Annotated in this window: 16 protein-coding genes; 8 read left to right on the top strand and 8 right to left on the bottom strand. The window is 52.8% G+C overall.

Annotated features, from left to right (window positions below; all coding sequences use genetic code 11):
- Positions 1–107 precede the first annotated feature (107 nt).
- The 4 genes from A0127_RS09195 to A0127_RS09180 form a co-directional block, all read right to left on the bottom strand.
- The gene (locus tag A0127_RS09195; RefSeq protein ID WP_062390547.1) at positions 108–1796 is read right to left on the bottom strand and encodes an acyl-CoA mutase large subunit family protein; all 1689 of its coding nucleotides are present in this window, start codon (positions 1794–1796) and stop codon (positions 108–110) included.
- An 88-nt stretch (positions 1797–1884) separates the two neighbouring features.
- Complete coding sequence (locus A0127_RS09190; protein ID WP_156471194.1) at positions 1885–4098, bottom strand: COG1470 family protein; 2214 nt, start codon at positions 4096–4098, stop codon at positions 1885–1887.
- Positions 4095–4913, bottom strand: a complete 819-nt coding sequence (locus A0127_RS09185) for an ABC transporter permease (RefSeq protein WP_231855756.1) — start codon at positions 4911–4913, stop codon at positions 4095–4097. Before A0127_RS09185 ends, A0127_RS09190 begins: the two co-directional genes overlap by 4 nt.
- A gap of 3 nt (positions 4914–4916) precedes the next feature.
- A complete protein-coding gene (locus tag A0127_RS09180) occupies positions 4917–5855 on the bottom strand; it encodes an ABC transporter ATP-binding protein (protein ID WP_062390544.1) in 939 nt (312 codons plus the stop codon).
- Positions 5856–5918: 63 nt separating this feature from the next.
- Between A0127_RS09180 and A0127_RS09175 the strand changes: the two genes are divergently transcribed.
- The 7 genes from A0127_RS09175 to A0127_RS09145 all read left to right on the top strand — a co-directional run bounded on the left by A0127_RS09175 (position 5919) and on the right by A0127_RS09145 (position 11509).
- A complete protein-coding gene (locus tag A0127_RS09175) occupies positions 5919–6785 on the top strand; it encodes an mRNA 3'-end processing factor (RefSeq protein ID WP_062390542.1) in 867 nt (288 codons plus the stop codon).
- Positions 6786–6902: 117 nt separating this feature from the next.
- Positions 6903–7184, top strand: a complete 282-nt coding sequence (locus tag A0127_RS09170) for a hypothetical protein (RefSeq protein WP_062390540.1) — start codon at positions 6903–6905, stop codon at positions 7182–7184.
- A 119-nt stretch (positions 7185–7303) separates the two neighbouring features.
- The gene (locus tag A0127_RS09165; RefSeq protein ID WP_062390539.1) at positions 7304–7789 is read left to right on the top strand and encodes an Hsp20/alpha crystallin family protein; all 486 of its coding nucleotides are present in this window, start codon (positions 7304–7306) and stop codon (positions 7787–7789) included.
- 179 nt (positions 7790–7968) lie between these two features.
- Entirely contained in the window at positions 7969–10359 is a 2391-nt protein-coding gene (locus A0127_RS09160) for a CDC48 family AAA ATPase (protein ID WP_062390537.1), read from the top strand.
- 48 nt (positions 10360–10407) lie between these two features.
- Complete coding sequence (locus A0127_RS09155; RefSeq protein ID WP_054841535.1) at positions 10408–10653, top strand: hypothetical protein; 246 nt, start codon at positions 10408–10410, stop codon at positions 10651–10653.
- A 104-nt stretch (positions 10654–10757) separates the two neighbouring features.
- Positions 10758–11216 carry a hypothetical protein gene (locus A0127_RS09150; protein WP_054841536.1) on the top strand — a complete coding sequence of 153 codons (459 nt, stop codon included), beginning with the start codon at positions 10758–10760 and terminating at the stop codon, positions 11214–11216.
- Complete coding sequence (locus tag A0127_RS09145; protein ID WP_054841537.1) at positions 11192–11509, top strand: hypothetical protein; 318 nt, start codon at positions 11192–11194, stop codon at positions 11507–11509. The genes A0127_RS09150 and A0127_RS09145 overlap by 25 nt, the downstream gene beginning before the upstream one ends.
- A 58-nt stretch (positions 11510–11567) precedes the next feature.
- Here A0127_RS09145 and A0127_RS10630 read toward each other — a convergent pair whose 3' ends face one another.
- Positions 11568–11717 (bottom strand): hypothetical protein, encoded by a 150-nt coding sequence (locus tag A0127_RS10630; RefSeq protein ID WP_197463582.1) that lies wholly within the window; start codon positions 11715–11717, stop codon positions 11568–11570.
- 242 nt (positions 11718–11959) lie between these two features.
- Between A0127_RS10630 and folP the strand changes: the two genes are divergently transcribed.
- Entirely contained in the window at positions 11960–12778 is an 819-nt protein-coding gene (gene folP / locus A0127_RS09140; RefSeq protein ID WP_062390535.1) for a dihydropteroate synthase, read from the top strand.
- On the opposite strand, the gene A0127_RS09135 is transcribed toward folP, so the two are convergent.
- Genes A0127_RS09135 through sppA form a run of 3 tightly spaced genes read right to left on the bottom strand, consistent with a single transcriptional unit; the run spans position 12756 to position 15222 of the window.
- Positions 12756–13751: an AI-2E family transporter gene (locus A0127_RS09135; protein WP_062390533.1), complete on the bottom strand. Its 996-nt coding sequence runs from the start codon at positions 13749–13751 to the stop codon at positions 12756–12758. The two genes, folP and A0127_RS09135, sit on opposite strands and share 23 nt — an antisense overlap.
- Positions 13741–14220 (bottom strand): PH1570 family protein, encoded by a 480-nt coding sequence (locus A0127_RS09130; RefSeq protein WP_062390532.1) that lies wholly within the window; start codon positions 14218–14220, stop codon positions 13741–13743. The genes A0127_RS09135 and A0127_RS09130 overlap by 11 nt, the downstream gene beginning before the upstream one ends.
- The gene (gene sppA, locus A0127_RS09125) at positions 14221–15222 is read right to left on the bottom strand and encodes a signal peptide peptidase SppA (protein WP_062390530.1); all 1002 of its coding nucleotides are present in this window, start codon (positions 15220–15222) and stop codon (positions 14221–14223) included.
- Positions 15223–15272: the final 50 nt, after the last annotated feature.

The raw sequence follows: 15272 nt of genomic DNA, 5'->3' as shown, positions 1-15272 counted from the left end.
AGAGCGGCTTGAAGCGTCGGTTTAAAAACCTTCTGTGTGATGAGAGTGAAAAATTTTCACAAATGTGGTGGCCCGTAAAAGTTGTATAAATGGGGAAAGAAAGACCTTCAGAATATCAGCGGCGCCCTGTACTCACCCCAGACCTCACGGAGAACGTCGGTGACCTCACCGAGCGTGGCAAGGTGCCTGTGGGCCTCGATGATGTAGGGCATGAGGTTCTCGTCTTCGGTTTCAGCTGCCTTCCTGAGCTTGTCGAGGGACTCCTCAACCTTCTTGCTGTCCCTCGTTGAGCGGAGCTTCTTGAGCCTCTCGATCTGCTTGTCCCTGATGCTCGGGTCGACCTTGAGTATCTCAACATCCAGTGGCTCGTCAACGACGAACTCGTTCACACCAACTATGATGCGCTTCTTCTCCTCGACCTCCTTCTGGTACTTGTAGGCCGAATCGGCTATCTCCTTCTGGATGTAGCCGCGCTCGATTGCCCTCATCATGCCGCCCATCTTCTGGATCTTCTCGATGTACTTGAGGGCCTCTTCGTAGATGTGGTCCGTGAGCCACTCGATGTAGTAGGCACCTCCGAGCGGGTCAACGGTGTCAACGACGCCGCTCTCGTAGGCTATGATCTGCTGTGTCCTCAGGGCTATCCTCACGCTCTTCTCGGTCGGGAGTGAGAGAGCCTCGTCGTATGAGTTCGTGTGAAGGCTCTGTGTTCCGCCGAGAACGGCCGCGAGGGCCTGAATCGCAACACGGACTATGTTGTTCTCGGGCTGCTGGGCCGTTAGGGTTGAGCCGGCCGTCTGGGTGTGGAAGCGGAGCATCATTGAGCGCGGGTTCTTCGCGTGGAACCACTCCTTCATGATGTAGGCCCAGAGCCTTCTGGCGGCTCTAAACTTTGCGATCTCCTCGAGGAAGTTGTTGTGGGCGTTGAAGAAGAAGCTCAGCCTTGGCGCGAACTTGTCAACGTCCATTCCCCTATCAATGACAGCCCTAACGTACTCGATACCGTCGGCGAGGGTAAAGGCGACCTCCTGGACGGCGTTTGCTCCAGCTTCCCTGATGTGGTAGCCGCTTATGCTTATCGAGTTCCACTTGGGGATGTTTTCGGCACAGTACATGATGATGTCGGTGGTAAGCCTCATGCTCGGCTGGGGCGGGAAGATGTAGGTGCCCCTCGCTATGTACTCCTTCAGGATGTCGTTCTGGACTGTTCCCCTGAGAACGTTCTGTGGAACGCCCTGCTTCTCAGCCACGAGGATGTACATAGCCAGAAGGTTGGCCGCGGTGGCGTTAATTGTCATGCTCGTTGAGACCTTGTCGAGCGGGATTCCATCGAAGAGTATCTCCATGTCCCAGAGGGAGTCTATGGCGACACCAACCTTTCCGACCTCTCCCTCAGCCATCGGGTGGTCGCTGTCGTAACCCATCTGGGTCGGCAGGTCAAAGGCAACGCTCAGACCGGTCTGTCCCTGGCTGAGGAGGTACTTGTAGCGCTTGTTGCTCTCCTCGGCCGTTCCAAAACCGGCGTACTGCCTCATCGTCCAGAAGCGGCCGCGGTACATGGTGGCGTAAACGCCGCGGGTGAATGGATACTCCCCAGGGAAGCCGAGCTTCTCAAGGTAGTCCCAGTCCTCGCCGAGGTCAGCGGGAGTGTAGAGGCGCTTTATCTCGAAGCCGTCGTCCGTCATGAACTTCTCCTTTCTCTCGGGCCTCTTCTCGATGAAGCTTTTAACGGTGGTCTCGTCCCAGCGCTTCTCCTCCTCGCGGATCTTCTTGAGCTTCTCCTTATCGAACGTCATTCCTAATCACCTGCCCTTAATTGGGCACTGGAGTATAAAAACCTTTTACATAGCTCAAGTTTCACCTTGCTATTGGATAAATTGTCCATCAGCCGAGGCGCCGTTCGAGAGCAATGACCACCACCAACAGGAGAGCCAGGAGAGCCACTGTTAGCTCGCCGGAGTACTTCCCAAGGCCGCTAACTGAAACGGGCACTTCCTTCGCTGTCATAGTTAGAGAAACGTTCCCGGTGCCGATTATTGATATGGCTATGAAATCCTCGTATGGCCTTAGAGGAACTTCTCCTGACACATGCTCCCCTTTACCTCTGAAAGCCCCCTTGAAACCAGCGGAGAGCGGGTCAAAGTCTTCCCTCTCCCTGTTGAGGGTGAAGTAATAGACCCTAACCTCAACCGGTCGATCAGCGGTAACGTCAAGGGCAAGCTTCTTCCCGCGGAGCGATGTAGCGTTTAGGATGAACGTCTTAATTCCCTCTCCAAACTGCTTTGGAAGGAGCTCAAAGCTGATGTTCTCGGGCTTCCTGAGGTAATCTGCAACCAGCAGGACGGCGTCGAACCTGTCGCCCTCGAGCATCAGCATAAAGTCGGACTCGTTGAACACCACAAAATCTGGCCTTCCCTTCTCCTGGCTTGACGAATGCAGGATTTCTCCACTCGGAGAGAGAATGTGAAGGGTGACGTCGAGCCCGGAGCGGATGTAATTGCCGTACGAGAAGGCTATCTTCTCTCCAGGATAATGTTCGAACTGGATCGGCGGAGTCAGAGACTTTGCGACGACCCGGTATGGAATTCCCACAAAGTGCGTCTCTGCAGTGAAGTTCATCTTCGCCAGCCAGTTTTTTCCGTAAACGGGCAGGAACGCCAGGCCGTAGGCCTCAAACTCCAGCGGAATTACGTGGGGGTTTCCCTTCTCGTCCCTGATTGTTACATTGAACCTGACCGGCTCACCAACGGAGAATCCCCTGGGCAGAGAGGGCACGTCAATAACCAGAACCACCTGGGCCGAGCCGTCCACGTTAAGCTCCTCGACCTCGCTCTCTCCGACGTAGAACTTCCAGCCAACCGACTCTGGAAGACCTTCAACGCTGAGCTTTACCCTGCCCGAACCGGAGAGGACGAGTGCATAGCTGCCCTTTCCACCGAGAGGGACTTTTATACTCGTTGAGAGCGCCTCGACCGAGATACCGGAAGCTCCAGCCTCGGCCGTGAAGGAGAAAGTTCCCGAGTCGGAGGAGGCGAGGATTGTTGGATACCTAACCTCTTCGGGAATCTTGAAGGTTAGTGATACGCTCTCCCCGGGTCCTATGGAGACCTCCGAATATGTTGGACTTCCCACCACAACGCCGTTTTGGGTTACGCTGACGAAACCCCTGAAAGGGGACTCCCCTGTGTTTTTGAGGATAACTCTGAGAAGTTCTCCATCCCTGGAGATGTTTTCGAGAACCAGGAGCGCCGGTCTAAAGTAAAAGGTCTGCTGGATTACTTTTCCGTAATCAACCACGACCGCTCCCTGGTTTATGAAGTTTGAGAACCCGACCCACTTGATTCCGTGCGGAAGCAGGACTTTCCTTGACTCCAAAATCAGGTTGCCGCCGTAGAGGAGGCTGAAGGTGGCGTTAACTGGCTCGCCTTTGTTAAGAACCTTCACCCGGACACCCTCACCGCTCGTAATGTCTTCTATTTCAACCTGCGGCTCTAAGGTTCCAAAGGAAACATCCTTTGAGATGCCCCTCTCATTTAGACTAAAGATCAGCGTCTGGCCCGGGTTTGGAACTTTGAAAACTATCTCTCCGCCAGGTTCAAGGTTCAGCTCCACTTCCTTAAGGATCGTGCTTGTGGGAATGGGAAAAGCGCCCTGCGAAGACGAAGAAACAGACAGAGTGTCGTTGAGTGGATAAAAGCCCGTGTTTTTAATCCTAACCTTGGCGTAGGTGTCGAAGGCTTCTATGACCTCAACGCTGAAGTCGTACTTCTTCATAACTCTCACGCTTGTATAGTTGCCGAGGAGGTGAACGGTAAGCCTCCGGTTCTGGCGGTCGTATGAACCGATGAAATAGGTAACGTTGCCCACTGTAATGTTCTCACCGAAGGCGAGAACGGAAGACGCTTCGTTTCCATGACTCGACACGCTCACGAGGAACTTGTCCCCGCTCTGGCTGGGGTCAAATGTAAAAACCTGACCGCCCACTATGAGCACTTCGTCAGTTCCCAGCTCAACGGAAAGAGCTGTAGCCTGCCCGGCCAGCAGGATGAGGAGGAAGACCGCGAAAGTGAGGGTTCTCAAGCGCGCCATCGTTCTCATCCCCTATATTCCCTTCTGTAAAGCCCGAGGATCGCGAGAATCAGGCTCAGGAGCATGACCGATGCGAAGAACACCAGCGTCGTTGACGGGTCGCCCTTGTAGACGTCAAGCCCCATGTGGAGCGTGAACCTGTCCCTCAAGAGAACTCCGAGCTGGTAGTTGAGCGTGAACCTCTCGGGGTCGTCGAAGAAAGGCAACTGCGGGAGGATGAACTGGGCGACGAATATCACTCCAAAGCTCGCCAGAGAGGCGTAGAGGGGCCTTGAAAGAACCACTGAGAGGGCCATTGCGAACGCTCCTAGAGAGCCGAGCAGGAGGAGGGTCACCTCAAGGGAGTAGAGCAGGTCACCGAACGTCGCCCTAAGGCCAGTGAAACCCTGCTTGTAGAGCAGAACCATATAAATCTGCATGACCAGGTAGGGCAGTCCGAAGACCACTAACATTCCCGTAAGCCCGCCGAGGAACTTTCCGATGACGAGTTCGCTCTTTCTAACGGGTTTCGTCAGGAGAACCCTTATCGTACCCTTGTCTATCTCGCTTCCAAGGAGTTCGCTCATCAGGATTATGACCACGAGCTGGCCTATGACACTCGCCCAGAAGTTGACGAGGTAAGTGGAGAAGTTAACCTGGAAGGATATCCTGAGCGCGCGCGTGCTGTACTCGGTGATCTCCTCGTGGGTGAAGAAGTAGACGATAACTGGGAGGAACATCAGGAGGGTCATAAGCTTGAGGCGGCGGGAGCGCAGTAACCTTTTCACTTCCATCCCGTATATTATCCCGAGCCGTGATTCAAAGGAAAAGCGGGAACTTCTCAAACTTCACACCTCCTCGCTTACTCCAAACTTCTCCATCAGGATTCTCTCAAGCGGGCTCGTGTGCGGCCTGAAGAGCTTCAGCCTGATGCCATTTTCCACGAGGTACTTCGGAAAGGCCAGGAAGAACTCGTCAAGAAAGCGCGAGTCAACTTTGACCCTGAGGATTCCCTCCTCTTCCCAGGCCTCACGGATGTAGGGCTTCTCCCGCAGAAACGCCATCGCCTTTCCATTGTCGCTGGTCAGGACATCATAGTCGTCCTCCTCAATGCCCGCAAGCTCCCTGATCCTGCCCTGGGCGAGCATCGTACCGCGGTTTATCAGCCCGACGTAGTTGCACATCTTCTCGACCTCGCTGACTATGTGGGAGCTTATGAAGATCGTCTTGCCGGCCTTGGCGAGCTGGATGACCTTCCCAATGAACTCCATTCTCCCGAGGGGGTCGAGGTTTGCTGTTGGTTCATCCAGTATGAGGAGCTCGGGGTTTCCCATCAGCGCCGCTGCGAAGCTCGCTCTCTGCTTCTGACCGGAGGAAAGCTCCCCAATCCTGTTCATGGCCAGCTTACCAATTCCAGCGTACTCCATAAGCTCCTTCGCCTGCTCCACGGCGTCTTCCTTCCTCATCCCGGTCAGGCGGCCCATGTAGACCAGAAACTCGAAAATCGTCATATCTTCATAAGCTATCGGCGCCTCGGGCATGTATCCGACCCGCTTCATAATTTCAACCCTGTCGTTGGGCATCCTCAGGCCAAAAATCCGTATCTCTCCGTAGGTGGGCCTCAGTGCCCCGGTCAACATCTTTATAGTGGTCGTTTTTCCCGCACCGTTTGGCCCGAGGAAGCCGTAAACGACCCCTTTAGGCACTTTGAGGTTGAGGTGGTACACTACGTTCCTCTTGCCGAAGAACTTGGTGAGCCTGTTGGTTTCTATGGCGTAAGTCCCCATCTCAACACCCAGAGAAGCGTCGAAACGAAATTAGTTAAAGGTTTCGCCATTACTTCCTAACTGATGATACTAAGAAACATCGGCCTGGACAGCTCGACACGGTTTGCCTTTCAGAGCCATGCCCACACGGATCACTTTGTCAGTGGTGAAGTTATCTTCGCAACAAAGGCGACCAAATATCTCAGTCACCTTAGGAAGGGTGGCTTCTATCGGGTAGTAAAGTTTGGAAAGACCTTCTACATCGGCGATTTCAAAGCGAAGCTCTATCCAGCCGGCCACATGCTGGGTTCGGCTGGGATAAAGCTCTGGCTCGAAAACGGGACGCTGTTCTACACTGGAGACACCAAGTGGTTCAAGCTGAGAACGGCAGAAAAAAGCCGCTTCCCAAGGGCGGACGTTCTCATAATCGAGGCCACCTTCGGCGTTCCGAGCTTCACGTTTCCCTCACCGAGAGAGGCCGAGAAAAAACTAGTCGCATTCGTAGAGGAAGCTCTTGACAGGGGAAAGCGGCCAACCCTCTATGTGAACCAGATGGGGAAGGCGCAGGAAGTTATGAAAATCCTGGACGTTCACGGGATCACGGTGAGGCCAAGCAGAGAGATGCTGAAGGTTGCAAGGGTTTATTCAAAATTTGGCGTCAAATTTGGGAACATCACTCATGAAGGGGACGTAGTTTTAAGGTCGCACCGCTCGCCCAAGGTCGAAAACTCCCCCTCCCTCTGGGAGCTTACCGTTTCCGGCTTTGGAGGGCTCAAGCTGAGCAACCACGCAGATTTCTGGGAGCTGATGAAAATCATAGAGAAGGTAAAGCCCGAAAGGGTCTTCACTGTATACGGCTTCTCCAGGGAATTCGCTAGGATTTTGACCGGGCTTGGATACGAAGCCCATCCAATTGACAAGGACTCCGACATAGATGGCCTACTTCTTTGAATAACCGCCAAATAAAATCCCGAAAACCTAATAAACTTCTAGAGTTATAGTCAAACTTTGAAAAAACTTCGCTGATACAACATGTGGTCAAGTCATCTTTGGGCAGGGGGTGATGGAATGCAGAGACTGAGGAAGAAACCCAAGTGGGTGACCGGACTCAGGCCAAAGATTGAAGAGCTATTTGGAGGGAGGACTCCAAGTGAGGGACTTCTAATAGGGTTTGCGACCATAAACGGGGACATGGTTAAAGTTACCCGGCTTAAGTTCTCCAGCGGGCGGGTTAAAAAGCCGATAGTTGAAGTCGAGGGCAACGAGCTGAGGTTCATATACCCGATCAAGAACGGGGAGAGCCTCGAGGGGGTGTACTACTCCCTAATGGGTTTTCTGAGCAGAGTTTGAGTTCCCAGAGTTCCTAAACTCCAAACTTTCCACTATTTTGATAACTTTCGGGGAGAAAAATTTTTAAAGGACTCTTCTTTAATAACAATTGGTGTGAAAAAGATAGGGAGGTGAGGGATATGGTCTGGAGGAGGGACCGCTACTGGGACCCGTTCGACATCATGAGGGAAATCCAGGAGGAGATTGACGCCATATTCCGCGACTTCATGCGCGGCCCGAGGCTCTGGAGCTACCGCGAGCCAGGTGAGAGATTCGAGGTCAGCGAGACCTGGAGGGAGCCCTTCGCAGACATCTTCGACAGGGGCGACAGGTTCGTGATCACCGTCGAGCTCCCAGGTGTTAGGAAGGAGGACATCAAGCTCAGGGTCACAGAGGACACCGTTTACATTGAGGCCCAGATGAGGCGCGAGAAGGAGCTTGAGAGAGAGGGCGCCATAAGGATCGAGCGCTACTACAGCGGCTACAGGAGGGTCATCAGGCTTCCAGAGGAGGTCATCCCGGAGAAGGCCAAGGCCCGCTACAACAACGGCGTCCTTGAGATCGAGATTCCAAAGAAGAACCCAATCAAGCCCGAGAAGGAGGGCTTTGAGGTTAAGATCGAGTGATTTCGAATTTTCTGTTGTCTTTTGAGTAATATCTCTAAGTGCTGTTCTATCCTCATCTTCTATGAAAATAACCACCCAAAGGACATATTTTGGTAACCTCACTTAAGAAAAATCGAAAAGTTTATAAAGGGTTCAATCTTTAGTAACTTATGGTAACCAAAAACTAAGAGGTGATGCTCATGAGTGAGAGGAGAGAAGTCAAGCTCAAGGTTGCCTCTGCCTACCAGAGGGACGTTGGCAGGGGAATCGTGAGAATTGATAGGAAAGCTATGCGTGAACTCGGCGTCCAGAGTGGAGACATAGTCGAGATCATCGGTACCAAGAACACGGCAGCGGTTGTCTGGCCGGCTTACCCAGAGGACGAGGGACTCGGCATCATAAGGATGGACGGTACCATCAGGAAGAACGCCGGCGTTGGTCTCGGCGACGAGGTCACCGTGAGAAAGGCCGACGTCAAGGAGGCGAAGAAAGTCATAGTCGCTCCGACCGAGCCGATACGCTTCGGTGCTGACTTCGTCGAGTGGCTCCACAGCAGGCTCGTCGGAAGGCCCGTGGTCAGGGGAGACTACATTAAGATTGGAATACTCGGCCAGGAGCTGACCTTCGTCGTCACCGCGACCACTCCAGCGGGGATCGTCCAGATAACCGAGTTCACCGACTTCCAGGTGAGCGAGAAGCCCGTTAAGGAGGTCAGCAAGGCAACCGCCCTCGGGGTGACCTACGAGGACATAGGTGGCCTCAAGGACGTCATCCAGAAGGTTAGGGAGATGATAGAGCTCCCGCTCAAGCACCCGGAGCTCTTCGAGAAGCTCGGCATTGAGCCGCCGAAGGGAGTGCTCCTCTACGGTCCGCCAGGAACGGGTAAGACTCTCCTGGCGAAGGCCGTCGCCAACGAGGCGAACGCCCACTTCATAGCCATCAACGGCCCGGAGATAATGAGCAAGTACTACGGTGAGAGCGAGGAGAGGCTTAGAGAGGTCTTCAAGGAAGCTGAAGAGAACGCACCGGCGATAATCTTCATCGACGAGATCGACAGCATCGCGCCGAAGAGGGAGGAGACCCACGGTGAGGTTGAGAAGCGCGTTGTCAGCCAGCTGCTCACCCTGATGGATGGTCTCAAGAGCCGTGGAAAGGTCATAGTCATCGGTGCCACTAACAGGCCAGACGCGATTGATCCGGCCCTGAGGAGGCCAGGAAGGTTTGACAGAGAGATTGAGGTCGGCGTCCCGGACAAGCAGGGCAGAAAGGAGATACTCCAGATCCACACCAGAGGAATGCCGATCGAGCCCGAGTTCAGGAGGGACAAGGTCATCGAGATACTCGAGGAGCTTGAGAAGAACGACACCTATCGCGAGGCCGCCGAGAGGGCGATCATGAAGGTCAAGAAGGCCAAGGACGAGGAGGAGATCAAGAAGGTTCTCATGGAGATTGATGAGAAGCTCTACGAGGAGGTCAGGGCAAAGCTCATCGATGCACTCCTAGACGAGCTGGCTGAAGTCACTCACGGCTTCGTAGGTGCCGATCTGGCAGCACTTGCCAGAGAGGCAGCTATGGCCGCTCTCAGGAGGCTCATCAACGAGGGCAAGATCGACTTCGAGGCAGAATACATACCGAAGGAAGTCCTCGACGAGCTGAAAGTTACAAGGAGGGACTTCTACGAGGCCCTCAAGATGGTCGAGCCGTCAGCTCTTAGAGAGGTGCTCCTAGAGGTTCCAAACGTCCGCTGGGACGACATCGGCGGCCTTGAAGATGTGAAGCAGGAGCTCAGAGAGGCGGTAGAATGGCCGCTCAAGTATCCGGAGGCCTTCATAGGTCTCGGCATAACTCCACCGAAGGGAATACTCCTCTACGGCCCGCCGGGAACAGGTAAGACGCTCCTGGCTAAGGCAGTAGCCAACGAGAGCGAGGCAAACTTCATAGCCATCAAGGGTCCAGAAGTGCTCAGCAAGTGGGTCGGCGAGAGCGAGAAGAACATCCGCGAGATCTTCAGAAAGGCTCGCCAGGCCGCCCCGACGGTGGTCTTCATCGACGAGATCGATGCCATCGCACCGAAGAGAGGAACCGACGTGAACAGGGTTACTGACAGGCTGATCAACCAGCTGCTCACCGAGATGGACGGAATCCAGGAGAACAGTGGTGTGGTTGTTATTGGTGCCACTAACAGGCCGGACATTATCGATCCAGCACTCCTCAGACCAGGAAGGTTCGACAGGCTGATACTCGTTCCAGCGCCGGACGAGAAGGCCAGGCTCGAGATATTCAAAGTCCACACGAGGAGAGTACCGCTTGCAGGTGACGTTAATCTCAGAGAGCTCGCCAAGAAGACCGAAGGCTACACCGGCGCAGACATAGCGGCAGTTGTCAGAGAGGCCGCAATGCTAGCCATGAGGCGGGCCCTGCAGGAGGGCATCATAAGACCCGGCATGAAGGCAGACGAGATAAGGCAGAAGGTCAAGGTCACCATGAAGGACTTCGAGGAGGCCCTCAAGAAGATCGGGCCCTCAGTGAGCAAGGAGACCATGGAGTACTACAGGAAGATCCAGGAGCAGTTCAAACAGGCCCGCGGCTGATTCCACTCTTTCTTTTCTTTCGGTGAAGCTCAACAGGAGGTGTAAAGAATGATCTACGGTGTTCTGCTGAGTATCCCGGAGAAATTCGTGAGCAAATATGAGGAAGAGGTCAGAAAAATCATCGGGCAAGGGATAGCGAGGGGCGACATAATAAGCTTCACGGAAGCCAGATACAAGGGCGATGTCGCCTTCGTTATGCTCGCCAGATCGAACAGGGCCGCGGAGAGGGTAGCAAACGAACTTAAGGAACTGCCTATAAACGTCAAAGTAATTGAGATAGAGGGTGAAAGCTGAACATCCTAACTTCTTAATCTCTTCTCGTCTTTGGATTTCGAATTCTTTGTTGCAATCCAAAAATATTTTTAATACTCCGGCCGTTTTTACCATCCGGTGGTATCATGCAGCCGGATGTTTTCCTCTACATCATCAGCTATGCGTTCCTCACGACCCTTGCAGTCCTCTGGTTTCTGGTGAGGGTTCACCCAAAGTTGCCTTCAGGGATTGCGACTGGCTTTGTCATCTTCCTCAGCGTCATACTGACTTTCGGAGTCCTGACGATACTGGAGTTCGCGATAGCGCCAATACGCAGTAGTTCCGAGCAGATCACGATAAGCATTACCTACGGTCTCAAGATATCACTCATAGAAGAAACCGTGAAGCTGACAGCGGTCGTGCTTGCACTCCTGATATCAAGGGAAGATGCCAGGTCGGTGAACTCAAAGCTTTCGCTGGCGTTCCTCTCGGGTTTCACCTTGGGGTGCTTGAGGCGCTTTTCTACCTTGCAAGGGAGAGCTACTCCCTGGTTAATGCACTCCTGCTCTTCCTTACCAGAATGCTCCACCCGGTTTTCACCATAACCCTGGTGGGCGGTCTCGTTCTGATTCAAAAGAAGAGACCAATTGAAGGTAGCCTGGCTGCGATCTATACTTACCTAAGTCATGCACTCCTCGATCATTACATATCTACACGCTCCTTCTATAAGTCCACTGCGGTTATACTGCTCGAACTGCTGGCTTTTATCGCTGTCTTATACCTCCTAATGCCGGACATCAAGGCCGAGAAAAAACAGCGTGAAGAGGCCATTAAAGAGGCTACCGTTGACCTCAACGAGCATTGGCTCAACAGGATAGAAAACAGGGAGAGCGAGTAGTTGCTCTCCGTTTATTTATTCTCTTCGTGATTTGAGCAATCGGAGGAGGGGAGGAGCGTCAGGCGACCCACTCGACCTCATACTCAACTGCCCTGAAGTCCCTCATTCTCTTTCTCGCTATTTCCTCTGCCTTCCCCGGGTCGTTGGTCACGACTATGACCTCCTCGGGAAGGGAATCGGGTCTGTAGTAAACGATCCTCGCGAGCATGGTATCACCCCCAGTTAATCACTCCGAGTGAAAAGCATCGGTTTCAATTTAAAAGCCTTACTGAACAATAAAAAACATTAATGAACGAAAATTTTGCCGATTTTAACGGATTGAATGTACACTAATGAAAGGACAACATAAAGTGTTCATTAAGGGGCTTAAATTATTCCGCAGCGGCCCGAATGACCTTAGTGTTTTTATTGTACACAGCCACAAGTATATTTTGAAGGTGATGGCAAACCATGAAGTTCGCGGGAATCAACCTCAACGAGCCAAGAATAATGGGCGTAATAAACGTCTCGCCGGAGAGCTTCTACAAGGGAAGCGTCAGGAACGATGAAGAAAAGCTGATAGAAACTACCCTGAGAATGGTAGAGGAAGGTGCAAGCTTCATAGACATAGGGGCGAAGTCCACGGCCCCCTACCTGGAAACTCAGATACCGCTTGAGGAAGAGATTAGACGGGCGGTCTGGGCAGTGAAAACGATCCGCGACCACGTTGATGTTCCTATAAGCATTGACACGACAAACGCGAAAGTCGCGGAAGAGGCCATAAAAGCTGGCGCTGACATAATCAATGACGTAACTGGCCTGAAAGGGGATCCTGAGATGCCCAAAGTCGCCGCTGACTACGGTACCCCCGTTGTCCTCTGCGCCCACGGCGAGGTAAGGAACTTCAGCGATCCGGTTCGCACCGTTATGGACTTTCTCCAGGAGAGCCTCGAGATAGCCGAAAAGCACGGGATTGAAGACGTTGCAGTTGATCCCGCCATCGGCTTTCTACGCCCCGAATGGCCGCCATGGTACGTCTGGGACTCAAACGTCATAGCCAACCTCAACCTTCTCAAGTCCCTTGGGAGACCAATCCTGGTAGGTGTCTCAAGGAAGTCATTCATCGGTGCAATAACCGGAAGGCAGAGCCCCTCAGAAAGGCTCGCAGGCAGCCTATCTGCAACGGCCATAGCGGTGCTGAAGGGGGCGGACATAGTACGTACCCATGATGTCAAGGAGACGCTAGACACCATTAAGGTCGCCAGCTTCATGGGGAAGTTCTCTCCTTGACCTCTTTCCACTCTTCTATGAGTGTCTTCAGAAGGCCGAGTGAGACGGGGCCGATTATTATTCCAACGAACCCAAAGGCTATGTATCCGCCGATGAAACCCAGGAGGCTTATGATGGCATTTACTCCCCATTTCAGACGGCTTATCTTATCCCTCAGCAGGATATCTGGAAGAGGTGAAACAAGGGAGAACCCAAGAACCGCCAGAAGGACACCTGAAAGGATGTGGCCCTGATTGATCAGATAAGCAACACCACCAACCCAAACGACCCAGCCGCCAACGACGGGGAGAAGCTCGATTATCACCGTTAGAATTCCCGCGGCTACCGCACCACCCACGTCAGAGATTCCGAAGACTCTGAAAAGTAGGGCCATTAATATACCCTTCCCAACACCGACGAGCAGCCAGCCCCTGAGAACTATGTGGAGCGTTTCTGCCCCACTGTCTATCAGTTTTCTGGCAAGGTCCCTGTTGGTAGGAGGGATTAAAGAGTAAACCTCCCGTTTTATGGTGTTGGCGTTCACAAGGATGCCGTAAAAGGAGAACACCATGACCACGACTTGCAACAACAGTGTAGGAAGGGAGTAAGTATACCCAAGGACGTAGCTGTTGAACCTCTGGGAAATACCGAGTGAAATTTTCTGGAGTATTTCGTAGGCAGATGTGAGAAGGTTTAAGCCGAGAAGCCAGTCCACAAAGGTGTCAACATAGTTTGCCAGGGAGTATTTGACATCGTTTATGAGGAGGGCAAAACCAAAGACAAACAGAAGGGAAATCACCGTCAAAATCCCCGTTAGGGTAAATGCCGACCATCGCCCCCCGATTTTTCCCTCAAGGCGCTCATGGACGGGGTAGAGGATATAGGCGGTAGTTGCAGCTATTATAATTGGTGAGAGAATTGGGCTGATAGTTTCCCACGTCAGATACAGAACCCCAAGGGAGACGGCAACCCACACTGCGGTTTCAACTTTCATCCAGCATCCCCATGTATTTCAGTATCAGTTCTCTGGCCGAGGGCTTGTTGAAGATGAACAGGTAGCCCCGCTCATCGAGTACGAAGTTCTTTCCAAGGGCAAGAAGACCCTTTCCGAGCTTTACCACCTCAGCCTTTTCAAAGTCTATGGACTCTTTAACTTCCTCGGGAGAATCTATTTCAGAGAGAGCTTTTTCGAGCCGGTTGACAATGCTCTGATTAAGGAACTTCACGGAAGCCAGTCTGGGTTCCTCACCGCGGATCTCTGAGGCATCCATATAGATCCCCCAGAACTCCTTGGCGCATTCAAAGGGGTAGACATAGTCCCCTCCATAGTCCTGGAGATAGAGCTCACGTATAACTGCGAGGAGAAGCCTCCTAGCGTCCTTTCCATAGTACTCTATCCTGATGTTGAACTTTCCGTCCTCAAAGCCGTTTTCAAACACTTCGAGCTTCTCCTCGCACAGCATTCAACCACCCCCAACTAGGGGAGTGAGATAGCGCGGGTCAAGGTATAGGGAGGTGCTTCCATAGACCCCAAACTCCTCAGGAGTCTCCAGATTTTTGTACACCACAACCTTTGCGCCGCTAACGTTCATTAACTTTTCGAGGACGTTTATGGCAGTGTCCATACCCCCAAGCTCATCAACCAGGGTCCCAGTAACGTTCTTGGCGAACCACGTTTCTCCAGTTGAGAAGTTTTTGACTTCATCAACGGTCATGTTGCGCCCCTCGCTTACAGCATTTAGAAACGCTTGGAAGTACGTGTTTATCATCTCCGCTATCTTCTTCCGCTCCTCGGGCGTCAAATCCCTCCACTCAGCCCCCATGTCCTTGTGCTCGCCGGTCTTGAAGACGTTCACCTTTATCCCGTTCATCTCGTAGTTCTTCTCTAGGTCGTAGTGGACGTAGATAACGCCGATGCTCCCAACCTCAGCAAGCGGACTGGCCACTATCTTCTGGGCACCGACGGCTATGTAATAGCCGCCAGAGGCCATGAGGCCTCCGGTATATGCAACAACGGGCTTGAGGAGGGCCAGCTTTTTAACCTCAGAGTAGATGCTCATAACGGGTCCGACTACACCACCGGGACTTTCAATCCAGAGAAGAACGCCCCCGATGGATTCGTTCATGGCCAGGTTCCTCAAAAGCGGGATGACCTGAAGGGCAGTGTACTCGTCTATGATTCCAAATATCGGAACCACGGCTATAGTTGAGCCACTCTGCTTTGGTGAAACAAGCCCCTGAAGGAATGCAATCTGATCTCTGAGTTCGGCAACTTCAGTTTCAGTGGCGTTGAAGCCACCACACACGAGCGTGAAGTTTGCTGGGGTTTCAACAACGGGTCCAGTTTGATTACCAGAAACTGCGGGCGGATTGACCTGATAGTATAGCACGGCGATGCTTACAACAGAAAGGGCCAGCAGGAGGATCAGAACTGCTGAGATGTATTTCCATATCCTGTCGTCCATTTTCTCACCCTCCAGTTGTGCGCGCGTGAACTTTTAAACCTGTCCCAGGA

This window comes from Thermococcus peptonophilus (assembly GCF_001592435.1).
GTDB lineage: Archaea > Methanobacteriota_B > Thermococci > Thermococcales > Thermococcaceae > Thermococcus > Thermococcus peptonophilus.
Note: the sequence above shows the minus strand (reverse complement) of the source record. Positions and strands in the feature narration are given on the sequence as shown.

Excerpts from the sequence above, each read along its gene's own strand:
- A0127_RS09170 (WP_062390540.1), top strand. The coding sequence starts at position 6,903 with ATGCAGAGACTGAGGAAGAAACCCAAGTGGGTGACCGGACTCAGGCCA.
- A0127_RS09160 (WP_062390537.1), top strand. The coding sequence starts at position 7,969 with ATGAGTGAGAGGAGAGAAGTCAAGCTCAAGGTTGCCTCTGCCTACCAG.
- A0127_RS09165 (WP_062390539.1), top strand. The coding sequence starts at position 7,304 with ATGGTCTGGAGGAGGGACCGCTACTGGGACCCGTTCGACATCATGAGG.
- A0127_RS10630 (WP_197463582.1), bottom strand. The coding sequence starts at position 11,717 with ATGCTCGCGAGGATCGTTTACTACAGACCCGATTCCCTTCCCGAGGAG.
- A0127_RS09180 (WP_062390544.1), bottom strand. The coding sequence starts at position 5,855 with ATGGGGACTTACGCCATAGAAACCAACAGGCTCACCAAGTTCTTCGGC.
- A0127_RS09130 (WP_062390532.1), bottom strand. The coding sequence starts at position 14,220 with ATGCTGTGCGAGGAGAAGCTCGAAGTGTTTGAAAACGGCTTTGAGGAC.
- sppA (WP_062390530.1), bottom strand. The coding sequence starts at position 15,222 with ATGGACGACAGGATATGGAAATACATCTCAGCAGTTCTGATCCTCCTG.
- A0127_RS09145 (WP_054841537.1), top strand. The coding sequence starts at position 11,192 with ATGCTCCACCCGGTTTTCACCATAACCCTGGTGGGCGGTCTCGTTCTG.
- A0127_RS09155 (WP_054841535.1), top strand. The coding sequence starts at position 10,408 with ATGATCTACGGTGTTCTGCTGAGTATCCCGGAGAAATTCGTGAGCAAA.
- A0127_RS09190 (WP_156471194.1), bottom strand. The coding sequence starts at position 4,098 with ATGAGAACGATGGCGCGCTTGAGAACCCTCACTTTCGCGGTCTTCCTC.
- A0127_RS09150 (WP_054841536.1), top strand. The coding sequence starts at position 10,758 with ATGCAGCCGGATGTTTTCCTCTACATCATCAGCTATGCGTTCCTCACG.
- A0127_RS09195 (WP_062390547.1), bottom strand. The coding sequence starts at position 1,796 with ATGACGTTCGATAAGGAGAAGCTCAAGAAGATCCGCGAGGAGGAGAAG.
- A0127_RS09135 (WP_062390533.1), bottom strand. The coding sequence starts at position 13,751 with ATGAAAGTTGAAACCGCAGTGTGGGTTGCCGTCTCCCTTGGGGTTCTG.
- folP (WP_062390535.1), top strand. The coding sequence starts at position 11,960 with ATGAAGTTCGCGGGAATCAACCTCAACGAGCCAAGAATAATGGGCGTA.
- A0127_RS09175 (WP_062390542.1), top strand. The coding sequence starts at position 5,919 with ATGATACTAAGAAACATCGGCCTGGACAGCTCGACACGGTTTGCCTTT.